Origin of the sequence: Halomonas sp. TD01, assembly GCF_923868895.1 — a bacterium.
GTDB lineage: Bacteria > Pseudomonadota > Gammaproteobacteria > Pseudomonadales > Halomonadaceae > Vreelandella.
The window spans coordinates 2,907,062-2,923,438 of record NZ_OV350343.1; the positions used below are offsets into that span (position 1 = coordinate 2,907,062).

The 16,377-nt window shown below is 52.9% G+C and carries 13 protein-coding genes; 9 read left to right on the forward strand and 4 right to left on the reverse strand.

What is annotated here, in order from left to right; translation table 11 throughout:
• Positions 1-83 precede the first annotated feature (83 nt).
• Both L1X57_RS13005 and L1X57_RS13010 read right to left on the reverse strand, forming a co-directional pair.
• Positions 84-986, reverse strand: a complete 903-nt coding sequence (locus tag L1X57_RS13005) for a carbon-nitrogen hydrolase (RefSeq protein ID WP_009722025.1) — start codon at positions 984-986, stop codon at positions 84-86.
• 9 nt (positions 987-995) lie between these two features.
• Positions 996-2,066 carry an agmatine deiminase family protein gene (locus L1X57_RS13010; protein WP_009722026.1) on the reverse strand — a complete coding sequence of 357 codons (1,071 nt, stop codon included), beginning with the start codon at positions 2,064-2,066 and terminating at the stop codon, positions 996-998.
• Between the two features lie 240 nt (positions 2,067-2,306).
• Here L1X57_RS13010 and L1X57_RS13015 point away from each other — a divergent pair, with 240 nt between their 5' ends.
• Entirely contained in the window at positions 2,307-3,548 is a 1,242-nt protein-coding gene (locus L1X57_RS13015) for a lipoprotein-releasing ABC transporter permease subunit (RefSeq protein ID WP_009722027.1), read from the forward strand.
• Positions 3,549-3,560: 12 nt separating this feature from the next.
• Positions 3,561-4,271: an ABC transporter ATP-binding protein gene (locus L1X57_RS13020; RefSeq protein ID WP_009722028.1), complete on the forward strand. Its 711-nt coding sequence runs from the start codon at positions 3,561-3,563 to the stop codon at positions 4,269-4,271.
• 12 nt (positions 4,272-4,283) lie between these two features.
• Here L1X57_RS13020 and L1X57_RS13025 read toward each other — a convergent pair whose 3' ends face one another.
• Positions 4,284-4,835 carry a DUF2062 domain-containing protein gene (locus tag L1X57_RS13025; protein ID WP_009722029.1) on the reverse strand — a complete coding sequence of 184 codons (552 nt, stop codon included), beginning with the start codon at positions 4,833-4,835 and terminating at the stop codon, positions 4,284-4,286.
• A gap of 96 nt (positions 4,836-4,931) precedes the next feature.
• On the opposite strand from L1X57_RS13025, the gene L1X57_RS13030 reads away from it, so the two are divergent.
• From L1X57_RS13030 to murB, 7 genes are read left to right on the forward strand one after another with little or no spacing between them, the layout of a single operon-like run.
• Positions 4,932-7,199, forward strand: a complete 2,268-nt coding sequence (locus tag L1X57_RS13030) for a DNA internalization-related competence protein ComEC/Rec2 (protein ID WP_234667757.1) — start codon at positions 4,932-4,934, stop codon at positions 7,197-7,199.
• A gap of 56 nt (positions 7,200-7,255) precedes the next feature.
• Positions 7,256-8,992 (forward strand): lipid A export permease/ATP-binding protein MsbA, encoded by a 1,737-nt coding sequence (gene msbA / locus L1X57_RS13035; RefSeq protein WP_009722031.1) that lies wholly within the window; start codon positions 7,256-7,258, stop codon positions 8,990-8,992.
• Entirely contained in the window at positions 8,989-9,984 is a 996-nt protein-coding gene (gene lpxK, locus L1X57_RS13040) for a tetraacyldisaccharide 4'-kinase (RefSeq protein ID WP_009722032.1), read from the forward strand. The genes msbA and lpxK overlap by 4 nt, the downstream gene beginning before the upstream one ends.
• A gap of 13 nt (positions 9,985-9,997) precedes the next feature.
• Positions 9,998-10,207 (forward strand): Trm112 family protein, encoded by a 210-nt coding sequence (locus L1X57_RS13045; protein WP_009722033.1) that lies wholly within the window; start codon positions 9,998-10,000, stop codon positions 10,205-10,207.
• A complete protein-coding gene (gene kdsB, locus L1X57_RS13050; RefSeq protein WP_009722034.1) occupies positions 10,207-10,998 on the forward strand; it encodes a 3-deoxy-manno-octulosonate cytidylyltransferase in 792 nt (263 codons plus the stop codon). The genes L1X57_RS13045 and kdsB overlap by 1 nt, the downstream gene beginning before the upstream one ends.
• Positions 10,995-11,480, forward strand: coding sequence for a low molecular weight protein-tyrosine-phosphatase (locus tag L1X57_RS13055; protein WP_009722035.1), 486 nt, complete (start codon positions 10,995-10,997; stop codon positions 11,478-11,480). Before kdsB ends, L1X57_RS13055 begins: the two co-directional genes overlap by 4 nt.
• Positions 11,467-12,507: a UDP-N-acetylmuramate dehydrogenase gene (gene murB, locus L1X57_RS13060; protein ID WP_009722036.1), complete on the forward strand. Its 1,041-nt coding sequence runs from the start codon at positions 11,467-11,469 to the stop codon at positions 12,505-12,507. Before L1X57_RS13055 ends, murB begins: the two co-directional genes overlap by 14 nt.
• Positions 12,508-12,561: 54 nt before the next feature.
• Here murB and rne read toward each other — a convergent pair whose 3' ends face one another.
• Positions 12,562-15,975 carry a ribonuclease E gene (rne, locus tag L1X57_RS13065; protein WP_009722037.1) on the reverse strand — a complete coding sequence of 1,138 codons (3,414 nt, stop codon included), beginning with the start codon at positions 15,973-15,975 and terminating at the stop codon, positions 12,562-12,564.
• Positions 15,976-16,377: the final 402 nt, after the last annotated feature.

The following is a 16,377-nucleotide window of genomic DNA, read 5'->3' on the forward strand; positions in this document are numbered from 1 at the left end:
ACCGCTACATTGTTAATGTTTTAAATACGGCGCCTGCTCTTTATGGGAGCAGGCGCCGTGTTTGCTATCAACCACGTTTGCCATCAATCGCGATAGCGACGTGTTAGATCACCGTAGGCATCAATACGCCGGTCGCGCAAATAAGGCCAAATGCGCCGGGTGTTCTCACTACGTGCCATATCGATGTTGACTACCAGCTGTTGCGTCTCTTCTCCTGCGTGCGCCAGCATCTCTCCTTGCGGGCCGCACACAAAGCTACCGCCCCAAAACGCAATGCCGCCGCCAACGCCGGAGTGATCGGGTTCGAAGCCGACACGGTTAGCTACCAGGACGGGGAGCCCGTTAGCGACGCCATGGGAGCGCTGTATAATGGTCCAAGCATCTTTCTGACGGGCTTTTTCAGCGTCATCATCATTTGGATCCCAGCCGATGGCAGTGGGATAGAGAAGGAGCTCCGCACCACTGAGTGCCATTAAACGTGCCGCTTCCGGGTACCATTGATCCCAGCAAACTAAGACACCTAGCCGCCCAACAGAGGTGTCAATGGGCGTGAAGCCTTGGCCGCGTTCGTCATCAGCATCGCCTGGGGTAAAGTAAAACTTTTCGTAAAAGGCCGGATCATCAGGGATGTGCATTTTGCGGTATTGCCCAACACGCCCTTTTGCGCGGTCATAAACGACGGCTGTGTTGTGGTAAAGCCCCGCGGCACGTTTTTCAAACAGCGACCCCACCAGCACAATATTCAGTTCCTTAGCTAGTTCAGCTAGGCGTTGGCCAGTGGGGCCGTCTAGCGGTTCAGCCAAATCAAACAGTGCAGGGTCTTCGTACTGACAAAAGTAGTGAGTGGCATGCAGCTCCTGAAGCAAAACTAACTGTGCCCCTTGGCTAACGGCAGCGCGTATGCCTGCTTCGCTGGCAGCAAGACTACGTGCTTTATCTGGCCACGCAGGCTGTTGAACAACACCGACGGTTAAGCTGTTAGACATGATGGCTCCTTAGGATTCAGTTAGCACTGGGGCAAGCGTGCCTTTCGGTAACTGCATGGTTAAACAGTGAAGGCTGCCATGCTGACGAATGACGCTAGCACACTCAATCGGAATCAACGCGTGTTCTGGGAAGGCGACACGCAGCGCTTGCAGCGCGACAACATCAGCAGGGTCGCCGTAGGTGGGCACTAGTACGGCATTGTTGATAATCAAAAAATTAGCGTAGGTGGCTGGGAGGCGATGGCCATCTTCAGGGTCAAAGCAGGCCTGTGGCCAAGGCAGGGCAATTAATTGGTAGGGCTCACCGTTGCGCTGACGAAACGCCATGAGCTCTTGCTCCATCGCGTTTAGCGCAGGGTAGTGCGGATCGGTCGGGTCGTCGCAGCGGACATACGCAATGGTAGAGGCATTGCAAAAGCGCGCGAGCGTATCAATATGGCTATCGGTATCGTCACCCTCAAGATGCCCATTTGCCAGCCAAAGGACACGGTCGACGCCAAAATCTTCCGCTAACTGAGCTTCAACATCCGTACGCGCAAGTGACGGATTGCGATTTGGATTCAGCAAGCAGGCTTCGGTGGTTAGCAGCGTGCCCTCTCCGTCGGTTTCAATAGCACCGCCTTCTAGTACCATATTCCGTGGAGCGGTGGGGCAGGCCCATACGCCTGCATCGGCCAGCCACTGGGTAAGCCGATTGTCATGCTCGGCGGGAAATTTACCGCCCCAGCCGGTAAACGTGTAATCCAGCATTAGTGGCTGCTGAGTTTCATCCACCACGGTGATTGGCCCATGGTCTCTGGCCCAGGTGTCATCGGTTGGAGCGACAATAAGTGTCAGCTGTTGTTGGGAAATGCCATAGGACTTAAACGTCGCAGCCAGACGGCGGTGGATGGTGTCATCAGAAACGCTGATCAACACGTGCTGATAGTGTGTCGTTGCAATCACGATACGTTCAAGTGTTGCTTCGATGCGCGATAACAGTGGTGCCCAGTCGCCGTCTGGACGTGGCCAAGTCAGTTGCAGGCCGTCTTGGGGGGACCACTCGGGCAATAAACGGTAAGTCTTGTTAGCCAACGTCACAGGTGCTCTTAATAGTCGAAAAATTAATAGCCGAAAAAATGCTTGCCCTAAAGACCTGCCCTAAAGGCCTGCCCTCAAGACAATGAGAATGGGCGCAATTTAGGGGCTTGTTTGCCAACATGCAAGCGTTACCGTGCTTAAGGGAACGGTGAGCATACTTGTTACTCTAACGCAGCGTTCTTACATGCACCCATGCTAAAAAAACCGTACCATGGACGCTTATTACTAAGGAATGATGCCATGCTTGATCGTTTGCCTTTCCTGGTGGGGCTGCGCTACGTGCGCGCTAAACGCCGGAACCACTTTATTTCGTTTATCTCGTTAACTTCAATGCTGGGATTAATGCTTGGCGTGGCAGTACTAATCCTTGTGCTGTCGGTGATGAATGGTTTTGATCACGAGCTTCGTACCCGCATCTTAGGAATGGTGCCTCACACTAAAATTGAATCGCAAGAAGGGTTGGTCGAGTGGCAAGCGCTAGCAGATCAGCTCGTTGAGCGTGAGCGAGTCATCGGTGCAGCGCCTTATGTTGAACAGCAGGGTATGTTTTCGGCAGGCGGTAGAAATCAAGGCGCCATGGTGAATGGCATTCATCCAGACTGGGAAGATCAAGTGTCGATTATTGGCGAGCATATGCGCCAAGGCCAGCTTTCCGATCTGGTGCCTGGCGAGTGGAATGTGGTTCTGGGATCTATGCTGGCACGTCGCTTGGGTGTGGGGGTAGGTGACCGAGTTACGCTACTTGTCCCGGAAGCATCGATTACACCCGCTGGGGTTTTCCCAAGGCTAAAGCGGTTTACCGTTAGCGGTATCTTTAGTGTGGGCGCTGATTTAGACGCTAATCTGGCTTATGCCAATATTGAAGATATGCAAACCTTAGCGCGCTTGGGCGATGCAGTGGGTGGTCTGCGGCTGGAGCTGGATGACCTGTTTGTAGCTGGCAGTGAAACTCAAGCGATCGTTAATGAACTGGGCTCAGGGTACCGCGGCACGGATTGGACTGCTTCCCATGGGAGCCTATTTCAAGCGATTCAGATGGAAAAGCGCATGATTGCATTACTGCTTACTGTCATTATTGCCGTTGCCGCATTTAATATAGTGTCTACGCTAGTGATGGTGGTTACTGATAAGCGAGCGGATATCGCCATTTTACGTACCATAGGCGCCACCCCACGTTCGATTATGGGTATTTTTATCGTGCAAGGGCTAACCATCGGTCTGATCGGTATTGCGATTGGCGTAGCTGCGGGTGTTCTCCTGGCACTGACTATCTCTGATTTGATCAGTTGGTTTGAAACAACTTTCGGTATTCAGTTCTTAGATGCCGGAGTTTACTTTATTAGTGACTTGCCCTCTCAGCTGCAGTGGGGCGATGTGCGCGATATTGTCATCGCTGCCTTTGGTCTGACCTTCCTCTCGACGCTTTATCCCGCTTGGCGGGCCGCTCGGGTTCAGCCTGCCGACGTACTGCGTTATGAATAAGGAAGCAAAACGATGACCTCAAGTACACAGCACTCCGCAGCAGTTATGCTGGAATGTAACAGCCTGACACGGGTTTATAGTGAAGGCCCCCAAGATCTCACCGTATTAGATCAGCTTGAGCTTAAGGTGCATGCTGGAGAGCGTGTTGCCATTGTGGGGAGCTCAGGCTCGGGTAAAACGACGCTGCTAAACCTGTTGGGTGGTCTTGATCGGCCCAGCGCTGGCAGCGTAGTGATTGCTGGCGAGCCATTATCCGGGCTTAACGAAGCGGCATTAGGTCGTTTTCGGAATCGTTATATTGGCTTTGTTTATCAGTTTCACCACTTGCTGGCTGAGTTCACTGCGGTCGAGAATGCCGCACTTCCGTTAATTATTCGCGGCCAGTCTAAAAAGATGGCTGAGCAGCGCGCTATGCAGCTGCTTGAACGGGTGGGCATGAAGGCTCGGGCTGATCATAAACCTGGCGAGCTTTCGGGAGGGGAGCGTCAGCGTGTGGCCATCGCCCGTGCATTAGTGACAGATCCCAGTCTTGTATTGATGGATGAGCCAACCGGAAACCTAGACCAAACCACGGCAAGTACCATTTTAGCGCTTATGGACGAGTTGGCTAAAGAGAGCGCCTGCGCGTTTGTGATTGTAACTCATGATGTCAGCTTGGCTGCTCATCAGGATCGTGTGATGAAGTTGGATAGTGGGCAGTTAATTGAGCAGAAAAACGACTAGTAGCTGGGAGGGCTAGTCGTCGAATTCTGACTCAATGCGGGCCCGGCGCTGCCGTCTCTTCAGGCGGCGGCGCTTCCAATGATGGGAAACATGCCAGCGCCAAATTAGCCGTATGACAATATTGGCAACAATGGCTAATAGTACGGCGGAAATTAACGATCCAAGCATCAGCGGCGGCATGATGTCGTGCATTTGTTCTGCAATCCAGCGTGTTGATATGCGCGATGGCGCCTCTCTCACTGGTGCTTCTAAAAGAAACGTGCCAATTCGATAATTAAAATAAAAAATAACCGGCATGGTGAGTGGGTTCGTAATCCACACCAACCCTACTGAAAGTGCCAAGTTACAACGGCTAAACCTTGCCCCTAGTGCTGCAACTACCATTTGAAACGGTATGGGCAGCATGGCGCAAAAAAGCCCCACGCTGAACGCGTTTGCAACGCTTCGACGTGTTAAAAGCCATAACCCAGGGTCTGCAATTAATGGCGCAATAAAGCGTAGTGAGCGCTGTCGCCTTAATGTGTCGGGTTTTGGCATGTAGCGCTGCAGGAAACGGCGCGGCATGTCAGGTACTCTTGCAATTGGTGCATCCTATTATCCATATAGCGGCGTGCTTCGGCTATGGCGTGGGTATGAATGATCTAGTTCCACGGAGGGAATATGCAACTAGGTGTTGCACTACCTGCTGCCTTGGCAGTATTGCTGGGTGCGCTAGCGGCGTGGTTAAGCGGCCCCGAGGGGCACCTGCAGGTTCTGCTACCAAGCGTGCTTGTGGTGGTGCTTTGCTTGGTTGTGCTTCGGCGTAGCTTATTAATTTGGTTGGTTATTTCAAGCTGGGTTTTTGTCAGCGTGCAGCAAGAGTGGGGGCATCGTTTGCCAAGTGGGCTCAGTGGGAAAGATGTCACCCTGCAGGCTCGAGTAATCAATGTTCAAACGGAAACGGGGTCGTCACGCTTACGCCTGACAGTTGAAACCTGTCTCTCTCCTGAGGGGCTTCCAAGCTGTAGCGCACTGCGCAGTGTGCGAGTAAGTGCTTACGGTGATCAACGCTTCCTCGTTGGCGAGCGCTGGAAAATGACACTTCGGCTTCGTCCTCCCAGTGGCTTTTCTAACCCAAATACGTTTAATTTTCAGCAGTGGTTATGGCGCGAAGGCATACACGCGACCGGTTATGTGCGCCAGGAGCCTAAGCCTGAACGCCTGTCGGAGGCTAAGCTGACACTTCGTCAGAGAGCAGTCGAAACGTTGTCTAGCCAACCGTTGCAAGAGCGAACCCAGCGCTGGCTTGCGGCGCTAACGCTGGGTGATAGTGAGCAGTTGACCCAAGATGATTGGACCTTGCTCAATGCAACGGGTACAACACATTTAGTGGTTATTTCAGGATTACACGTTGGGCTCGTCGCGTCATTTGTACTGCTGTTGGCTCGTTTTACTGCCAGGCTAGTAACGCCTATCCATTGGCGTCTGCGTGCTTGGCCCTGGTGGCTAGCAGGAGCGGCGGCGGTGGGTTACGCCATGTTAGCTGGACTAGCCCCTCCTGCCATGCGAGCCATGATCATGACGCTGTTAGGCCTGTGGGTGCTTAGCGGACGTCATGCACCAGGTGCTTGGCAAGCTTGGTGGCTTGCGCTCGGAATGGTGTTAGTCGTTGATCCGCTTGCACTGTGGCGGCCTGGTCTATGGCTTTCGTTTATTGCGGTAGGCTGGTTGATTATTATTTGGCAAGGTCGTCCCCGACCACAAGGGCTGAAGGGGTGGTGTTGGGCATTACTGCGTTCTCAACTCCTCATCGCACCGCTAATGGCGGCAGCGGTGCTGGTGGCGTTTGGGAGAGTCGCCCCTGCGGCACCTTTGGTGAATCTTGTTGCTGTACCTTGGGTCAGCTCCGTTATGGTGCCTAGTGCGTTATTGGGATGGGTGCTGTCGCCACTGCCTGGGATAGGGCTTTTTGTATGGTGGTGTTTTGAGCAGGCATTGCAGGTTTTCCATCAGCTATTAGTCATTACCGTACAATGGGCACCACTTTTGCAGCCACCATCGGTACTGGTGTTTCCGCTGGTAGGCGCGCTGTTATTACTGTCGCTATGCTGGGGGCTTCCCAACGTTCCTGGGTGGTTACGTGTTGGCGCAACATTGCTACTGTTAAGCTTTCCGTGGTGGTCTCCGGACGAACAGCTTAACCAGGGCGAGCTACGTGTCATTGTTTATGACGTCGGGCAAGGTCAACTGATTGAGTTGCGTAGCGCCAACTACCGATTGCTGTATGACACTGGGCCTCGCTTTCGCAGTGGTTTTATGCCGCTGCAAACCCTTTGGTCTCCAGGCCAATCGTTCGATCACGTTATCGTCAGTCATGCCGATAACGATCATGCTGGGGGTGTCAGTGCTCTTTTAAAAGACCATCGGGTAACGCAATGGTGGGCTCCCCGTGGAGAGCTTCTTCCCGTTGCTAGTAAAGAGTGTGTTCAAGGTCAGCAGTGGCGGCGTGATGGCATTCACTATCAGATACTTTGGCCACCAAAGGGGGATAACGAGCTCACCTCTAATGATCGCTCCTGTGTTCTTCAAGTAAGAGTGGGAGAGCAGCGTTTGCTGATCACGGGAGACGTTGGCAAGGACATTGAGAGGAGAGTCTTAGCCAATGTTATTACGCCGATTAGCGTGTTAGTGGCTGGGCATCATGGAAGCAATACAAGTTCGGGTGTTCAGTTCGTTCAAGTAAGCCGTCCTCGGCATGTCATTTTTAGTGCGGGGAAAGATAATCCCTTTAATCATCCGGTCGACGCGGTAGTACGCCGCTTTCGACAACAGCAGAGCTGTTTATGGAGTACCGCCCAGGATGGCGCTCTCGAATTTAGCCTCACAGCCACTCAACCGATGCAGATCATTCCCATGCGAAAACAACCGGGCGCTCGTAAGCGGTGTTGATGCGCGTCACCATAAGGTAGAATTCTGGCAACTGCACACTAAGGCCGGGAGCGCGTGTGACTGATTCAGGTTGGGTTCTCTACAAGCGATTATTAACTTACGTCAAACCTCACTGGCGCGCGTTCGCGTTAGCGATAGTAGGTTTTATCATTTATGCCGCCTCCAGTACGGCACTAGCTGAAATGATGAAACGGCTTATTGATGGCATCCAGAATCCTGATGCCACCTTTCGTTTACTGCTCCCCATGTTCGTTGTAATTATGTTCGCCTCGCGCGGGCTGGGGACATTTTTAAGCACCTACTTTATGTCCTACGTCGGACGTTATGTGATTCACACGCTGCGCTGTGATGTATTTGCGCACTTACTGCATTTGCCCGGGCGGTTCTTCGATCATCACTCAAGTGGTCATTTGGTATCTCGGGTAACGTATCACGTAGAACAGGTTGCAGGTGCTGCCACGAAAGCCGTCACCATTATCCTGCGTGAAGGTTTATTTGTTATCGGACTGATCGGTTATCTGTTCTGGACCAACTGGATGCTAACGCTGCTGTTTCTTGGCGTAACACCGGTGATTGCTGTTGTGGTGAGTTACGCCAGCAAACGTTTCAGGCGTATCTCCAAACGTATTCAGCACTCCATGGGAGATGTTACTCACGTCGCTTCTGAAGCGCTCTCTGGTTATCGCGTTGTGCGTACGCATGGCGCTGAAGAGTATGAAAAACAGCGCTTTGAGCGGGTAAGCGAAGAAAATCGTCGTCAAAGTATGAAAGAGGCGATGACGCGTGCTGTTAGCTCACCAGTGATTTTGATGCTGGTAGCTATTTCCATGGCAATTCTGGTCTGGTTAGCCATGGCGCCTGCGCTTATGGCAAACATGACCCCGGGTGAGTTTGTTGCCTTTATTACCGCAGCAGCGCTAATGATCAAGCCCGTGCGCCAGCTCACAGAAGTGAATAGCGAGATTCAAAAAGGTATTGCGGCGGCTTCGGAGCTATTTGGCTTGCTTGATCTGACACCTGAACAGGATGAAGGCAAGAAAATACCTCGTCAGCTAACAGGCAACGTGGTGATCGACAACGTCAGTTTTCGTTACGCTGATGATCAGCCTAACGTATTGCGCGATATTAATATTAATGTTGCCCCTGGAGAGCTAGTGGCAATTGTTGGCCGCTCTGGCAGCGGCAAATCAACCTTAGTCAGCCTGCTACCGCGTTTTTATCGGCCTAGCGAAGGGCGCATTTTGATTGATGGTGTGAACGCAGATGATTATGCATTAGGTCCTTTGCGCCAACATATTGCATTGGTATCGCAACAAGTCACGCTATTTAATGCGACCATCGCTGATAATATCGGCTATGGCGTTACCAACCCGGACCCAGCCGCCATTGAAGCGGCCGCCCAGGCGGCTTACGCCAGTGAATTTATTGAGAAGCTGCCCCAGGAGTATGCCACGGTGGTGGGTGAAAACGGCGTGATGCTATCCGGTGGGCAGCGACAGCGATTGGCAATCGCCCGGGCGATTTTTAAAGATGCGCCTATTCTTATATTGGACGAAGCGACATCGGCACTGGATACCGAATCTGAGCGCTATATCCAGAAAGCGTTGGAGCATGTATGTAAAGGGCGTACTACGCTGGTCATTGCCCACCGCCTGTCCACTATTGAACGCGCTGACCGTATTTTGGTGATGGATCAAGGGCGTATTATTGAGCAGGGGACTCACCAGGCGTTGCTAGAGGCGGGAGGTGCCTACGCGGCGCTGCACCAGCTTCAGTTTCAGGAGAGTGAATGAGCCTGGAGCAACGCTGGCTTAAGGCGGCCTATCTCGGAAGCCGATGGCTAACGCCGTTGTATCCGCTTGGTATTTTATACCGTTATCTTATGGCGCGGCGCACCCTCGACTATCGTTCCGGGAAAAAGCCAGTTGTTAAGCCAGACGTGCCCGTAATCGTGGTGGGTAATATCACCCTTGGTGGAACCGGTAAATCCCCGTTAGTTGCATGGATGGTGAACTGGCTGGTGAAGCAGGGGCGGTCGCCAGGCATTATTACCCGTGGTTACGGTGGTAAAGCATCGCACTACCCGTTACAGGTGACCACAATCACTGATCCTGCCCAAAGCGGTGATGAGCCATTAATGCTGGCGCAGCAAACTGGCTGTCCGGTAGTGGCTGATCCGATCCGTTCACGAGGTGTTCAGGCCCTGGTTGACCAAGGGTGCGACATTGTTGTTAGTGACGATGGATTACAGCATCTGGCGCTAGGGCGTGATATTGAAATAATCGTCGTTGATGGGGCGAGAGGGCTAGGTAATGGGCGCTGTTTGCCTGCTGGGCCGCTGAGAGAATCACCCCGCAGACTAACCCAGGTCGATGCTGTGATTATCAATGGTGAGCAGTGTTGCCCCCTGCCAATAAAAGGAATAGCGATGCAACTAGCGCCGCTAAGCTGGCGTCGAATGCAGGATGGTCAACGTATGCCGCTTACTCCTCTACCATTCATGTTACCTGTGAATGCCGTGGCGGGTATTGGTCATCCTGAGCGTTTTTTTAATACGTTGCGCAGTTTGGGGGTTGAAGGCGAGATGCGTCCGCTAGCGGATCATCAGCGTTTTGATTATCAGACTTTCCGTTTTAATCATCAGCGCCCCGTTATAATGACCGCCAAAGACGCAGTGAAGTGCCAAGCGTTAGCGCCACCCGATAGCTGGGTGCTAGAAGTAGAAGCCGTGCTCCCGCCAGAGTTTGAACACTGGCTGGCAGCTAAATTGTCAGCGCTTTCTTAAAAGGGATACACCGATGGATAAAGAACTATTGGCAATGCTGGTTTGCCCACTTTGCAATGGCAAGCTCAAGTATAACCGTGAAGCCCAAGAGCTTTGCTGCCACTACGACGGTTTGGCGTATCCTATTCAAGAAGGCATCCCTGTGATGCTACCTGAAGAGGCACGCCCGATGGATGCCGATGAAAAGTTACCTATCTCGCCAGGTCGTACCGGAGAGGTGTAATGTCAGTCGCTGAGACCGAATTTATCGCTGTTGTTCCCGCGCGTTTTGGCTCATCCCGCTTGCCGGGTAAGCCGTTGCTGGATATAGCGGGCGAGCCTATGGTTGCCCATGTCTGGCGCAGAGCCTGTCAAAGCCAAGCAAGTCGTGTGGTAGTGGCAACTGACGACCCACGTATCCGTGAGGCGATGTTGCCATACGGTGCGGATGTCGTTATGACGAGATCGAATCACCCGTCTGGTACTGATCGACTGGCGGAGGTGGCAGAGCACCTAGGGCTAAGTGATGACGCTTTAGTGGTGAATGTGCAAGGCGATGAGCCGCTTATACCACCGGTTTTAATCGACCAAGTGGCGATGCGTTTAGCCGAAGATCCAGAAGCGGCCATTGCGACACTTGCTGAACCCATTAGCGATGTTGAAACGTTATTTAACACCAACGTCGTCAAAGTTGTTCGCTCCATGCAGGGGCGTGCACTGTACTTTTCTCGTGCGCCCATTCCTTGGGATCGAGAGCAATTTAAAGTGCAGCCTGCGCTTTTAGCCACCGATGCTTGGTTGCGTCATATTGGTATATACGCCTATCGTGCCAGTTTTCTCGCCGCTTATCGTGAGCTGGCGCCGTCGAGCCTTGAGCAGTTGGAGCAACTAGAACAGTTGCGCGCGCTACAGCATGGCTATGCCATTCAAGTTGCGCTGGCCAGCACTATCAATCCTCCTGGTGTGGATACGCCGGAAGACTTAGCCAGAGTGAGAGCGCTTCTGGCGAGTGAAAGTGGAGGTGAATGCGAATGAAGCGCGTACTGTTTGTCTGCTTGGGCAATATTTGTCGTTCGCCAACGGCCGAAGGCGTCTTTTGGCACGCTGTTGAAGAGGCTGGCTTAAATCGTCATATTAACGTTGACTCTTGTGGTGTAGGTAACTGGCATGTCGGAAAAGCGCCAGACACCCGCGCCCAGTCAGCTGCGTTGCAGCGTGGTATCGATATTAGTCATTTGCGCGCTCGTCAGTTAAGCGCTAATGACTTTCTTGACTTCGACTATGTGCTAGGGATGGATCGCGACAACCTCAAGGCGATGCAAGCGCTACAGCCGAGCAATAGCCGTGCCCATGTGGGGCTATTTCTAGATTTTGCCGATATGCCTGAGGCAGAAGTGCCAGACCCTTATTACGGTGGCGATGAGGGCTTTGAGCATGTCCTGAATTTAATTGAAGCGGCTTCGGCAGGGCTGATTGCCCAACTGAGGAAAGACGGGCTGAGAAATGACGGGTTGTGAAACTAACAGTAGCGATCTGCTCAGTCGTTGCCAATCGGTCGATTTAACCTCTGCTAACACGCTGCGTTTACCTTGCCAGGCAGAGCGATATGTTGCCCCTAAAACGCTAAGTGCACTCCAGAATGTGGTGCGTGATGCCGTTGATAAGCAGTGGCACATTACGCTCTTGGGAGGCGGCAGTAATGTGTTACTTCCCGCTAAGCTAAAAGGCATTGCGATTCGGCCTGGTATGCGGCAGTGGTGGCTGGAGGGTGGCGGAGAATCTGTTGTTGCTTATGTGGGGGCTGGCGTTAATTGGCACTCGTTAGTAATGACGCTGGCTGCTCGTGGCCTGTGGGGGATCGAAAACTTAGCGCTGATTCCGGGCGATTGCGGCGCCGCGCCGGTACAAAATATTGGTGCATACGGTGTCGAGCTTAAAGATGTCCTGGAGGGTGTGCAGATAGTAGAGCTGGCGTCGGGTAATGTGCGTTGGTTGAGCGCGGATGCTTGCCAGTTTGGTTACCGAGATAGCATTTTCAAAAAAGCACTAGCGGATAAAGTAGTCATTACTCAGTTGGCACTTCGGCTATCAAAAAAGCCGCTGCCAAGACTGGGTTATGGAGATTTAGCTGCCCGGGTGACCGCTTCTTCGAGTTGCTTAGCGGTGGCTCAAGCGGTGTGTGCTATTCGTCAGGAAAAACTACCGGACCCTCAGGTGCTCGCAAATGCGGGTAGCTTCTTTAAAAACCCGCTGGTTAGTAGCGACCAGTTATCACGCTTGTTACAGACATACCCTAGCATGCCACATTTTCCGCAGGTTAACGGACAAAGCAAGCTGGCAGCAGGGTGGTTGATTGACCAGTGCGGGTTGAAAGGAACTCGGCAAGGGGCTTTCGGTGTGCACGCACGGCAAGCCTTAGTGCTTGTACATTTCGGCGGCGGCGATCGGCGTGAATTATTGCAGTTTGCCGAGTACATTGCCCACAGGGTCTATGACCAGTTTGGTGTTAAGTTAGAGCCTGAGCCACGCTTAATACAAGCATAAAAAAAACCCCGCCTTAGCGGGGTTTTTAGTGCTAGTTTCTTGAGTTACTAGCGATTACTCGTTATGCGTGTTCTGTGCTTGTTTGCGCAGTTCACGAGGATCGTTATGAGCGCGACGACGGCGGCGCGGCTTGGGCGTCTCGTCTTGGGCAGAAGCAGCGGGCGCCGCTTCAGGTGTCACTGTTTCAGTCTCAACAATGGACTCTGCTAAAGGTGTTTGAGTCTTCTCATCGGTCGCCAACGTAGGCTGTGGCTCTTCGCTTTCTTGAGCAGCCGCGGTGCTGTTAGCTGTTTCTGAAACTGTATCGCTCACCGCGTCGTTGCTTGCCGTAGGTGCTTCTGGCTGTTCAGCAGACTCTGGTGAGCTTGATTCAATGCTAGCCACTAGGTTTTTCGGTGGCGCCTGAATGTTGTTAGCATCACTGTCGACAGTCTCAGCAGTCTCAGCAGTCTCAGCAGTCTCAGCAGTCTCAGCAGGTTTCGGCGCTTCTGTGTGCGTGCCGGCGGATACTGATGTCGCTTGCTCTGCCTCGTGAGGTTCTTGAGACACCGGTTCTTGGGCCGCAGATTCTTGGGTCACAGGTTCTTGAAGCGCAGATTCATGGAGCTTGTCAGTCTCCTCTGCGGTTTCTTCGCCACGTGAGCTCATTGATTCGCTGTAGGCGGTATCTAGCTCTTTCGTGTCTGAAGTACTCTTTTCCTGTGGCTTTACTTCCGCGTCAGTTGAAGGAGTCTCAGCACTCGCGACTTCAGACGAACGGCTGGTCGCTTCCTGGGGCGCTTCTTTAGCAGCGGCTGCGTCGTTCATTGTCTGCTGAGGTTTGCTTTCAACACTATTCTCTACACGTGTCTCGGCTTCAGCTTTGTCTACCGCTTGCTGAGGTTGGCGACGCTGACGCGTGGCTTTCCGTGCTTTCTCCGCCTTTTCGGCAGGGCGCTCAGCCGTTGTTCCATCGGCAGTTGCTGTTTCCTCTGCAGCTTGGTCAGGCGTCTCAGTCGCTGTTGCAACAGTTGTGCTGGCTTCATCCTGCAAAGAGGCGCTAGCAGGTGCTGTTTCATTACTGGGTACTTCAACAGCAGGCGCTTCAACAGCAGTTGCATCAACGGCGGGTGCTTCAGCCGCTTCGGCTTGCAGTTTTAGCTGTTCCGCTTCAGCCTGGGGATTAACAGCTTGTTTGCGCGTGCGATTGCGCGGATTGTTGCGCGTGCGCTTTGGCTTGCCATCATCTTGCTTGCTGTCATCCGTTTGTGATGCGGGCTCGCGGGTATCTTCGTTTTTCGGCTTTGCATCACGCGGTTTATCGCGACGGTTTTCTGGCTGGGCAGCGGGTTTAGCTGGCTCGTCTTTAGGTGATTCTTTAGCCGCTTGGTTTGTTTGCTGCTCTTTTTGACGATTGCTCTTCTGGTCGCTGTCCTGGGCCTTGGCATCATCCTGCTGAGGATGGCGTCGACGATTGCGAGTACGGCTAGGGCCGCTGCGTTTATCGTTAGCGTCGTCGTTATTATCAGCGTTGCGCGGTTGGCTGGGCTGCGGATTATTCGGCTGTTGATTGCTCGATTGTTGATTATTGCGCTGTTCGTTTTTGCTGGCGCTTTCGCCACGCTCACGGGCAGGCTTTGGTTTGCTTTCGCTGCGCGTGCGATTGCTGCTAGTCTTTTCAGACTGCTTACGGGCAACAGGGGTTTCCTGTTCGGGCTGACTCGTGCTGGTATCTTCACCCCCTAGTAGTTTAGCAAAGCCTCTGATAAAGCGGCCAATCACACTGGGTTGCTCTTCAGCAACGGGTGTCGTCGCGGCAACGACTTTATCTGCTTTTGCTACTTTCTCTGCCTTTTCTTCAGTCTGAAGAGAGGCGGGAGCTGGCGCATTATGTACAACGCTTTTAACCGCTGCTTCAGCGCGCATGGCTGGTGGGGTGAAGCTTGGGTCGGGTTCTTTGCCTACCTCAGTATCAGTAGAAAGCTCGAAGCTGGATAATGTCAGGCTTTCATCATCATCTAGGTGGTCATCACGCAGTCGCTGGACGTCGTAATGCGGCGTATCCATTTCGGGATTCGGTAAGAGAACCACACGCACGCCTTGGCGTGATTCGATGTCTGCCAGAACGCTACGCTTTTCATTCAACAGGTAGGTAGCCACCGGAACGGGAAGAATGGCGCGGATTTGTGCGCTACGCTCTTTCATGGCTTCTTCTTCAATCAGGCGCATGATAGAGAGTGAAAGCGAGCGAACATCGCGAATGGTGCCTTGTCCGTTACAGCGCGGACAAACAACGCCGCTGGTTTCGCCTAATGAGGGGCGCAGCCGCTGGCGTGACATTTCCATTAAGCCAAAGCGTGAAATTCGGCCAATCTGAACGCGCGCCCGATCCAGCTTCAGTGCATCGCGCATGCGGTTTTCAACCTCACGCTGATTGCGCGCAGGGCCCATATCGATAAAGTCGATAACTACGAGGCCACCGATATCACGCAGACGCAGCTGTCGAGCAATTTCATCGGCTGCTTCAGAGTTGGTCTGTAGTGCGGTTTCTTCAATATCGCTGCCACGTGTAGCCCGGGCAGAGTTAATATCAATAGAGACCAGCGCTTCGGTGTGATCGATAACAATAGAGCCACCAGAGGGAAGTTTTACTTCGCGCTGGTAAGCAGTTTCGATTTGCGACTCAATTTGGAAGCGCGAGAAAAGCGGAACTTCATCCGCGTAAAGTTTAATTTTCTGCTGGTAAGAAGGCATTACCTGACGAATAAAGCCCAGTGCTTCTGCATGAATCTCTGGGCTATCAATTAGCACCTCGCCAATATCTTGGCGTAGGTAATCGCGCATGGCGCGGATAATGACATTAGATTCGCGATAAATCAGGAAAGGAGCTGAACGTTTGCCTGCTTCAGTGGTGATGGATTCCCACACTTGGACAAGGTAATCCAGGTCCCACTGCAGCTCTTCTGGGCTACGGCCGATACCGGCGGTGCGAACGATCAGGCCCATTTTGTCCGGTACTGTCAGTTGGCCCATGGCGTCTTTCAGTTGGCTGCGATCATCACCCTCAATGCGGCGTGAAATGCCGCCCGCACGGGGGTTGTTCGGCATCAGAACAAGAAAGCGACCCGCTAAGCTAATAAAGGTAGTCAGTGCGGCCCCTTTATTGCCTCGCTCTTCTTTATCAACTTGGACAATGACTTCCTGGCCTTCTTTCAGCACTTCTTTGATGCTGGGGCGGCCAGAAACATCTTTGATAAAATATTCGCGAGAAATTTCTTTTAGCGGCAGAAAGCCATGGCGTTCGGCACCAAAATCAACAAAAGCGGCTTCAAGGGAAGGTTCTACTCGGGTGATTTTGCCCCGGTAAATATTGGCTTTCTTCTGCTCTCGAGCGCCAGATTCGATGTCTAAATCGTAAAGGCGTTGCCCGTCTACCAGCGCAACCCGAAGCTCTTCTGGCTGGGTCGCGTTAATCAGCATCCGTTTCATATTGTCTCACATAGCGTTGCGTGCCGACGAACCGTCTAGGCGTGGCGTAGACGAATCGCTGGGTGCTGCGTGCTTGTGCTCGGCGCATTGCTATGCTGACGCATTAAGCCGGGAAGGCAATCATGCCGACCCGGCCGAAAGGGCGTTGAGTACGTGGCGGAGGCAGAACATGTTTCGGTGGCTGTCACGTCCATCCGGCTCTGCTGACACCGCCAACACCTAGCATTCATCGATTCGTCAACGCCGGTCATCGGCACAGCGTTGAACTTGGCGCCCCAAGTCGAGCAGCACCTTGTGACGAACAGGAGAGGCTGCTTGAGGCGTGACGTTTATTAATTCAATTGCCTGCCATTGCGGGCGAAGCAAAGGCGTATCTGCCGTCAAAAAGCATGCGACAGAGTA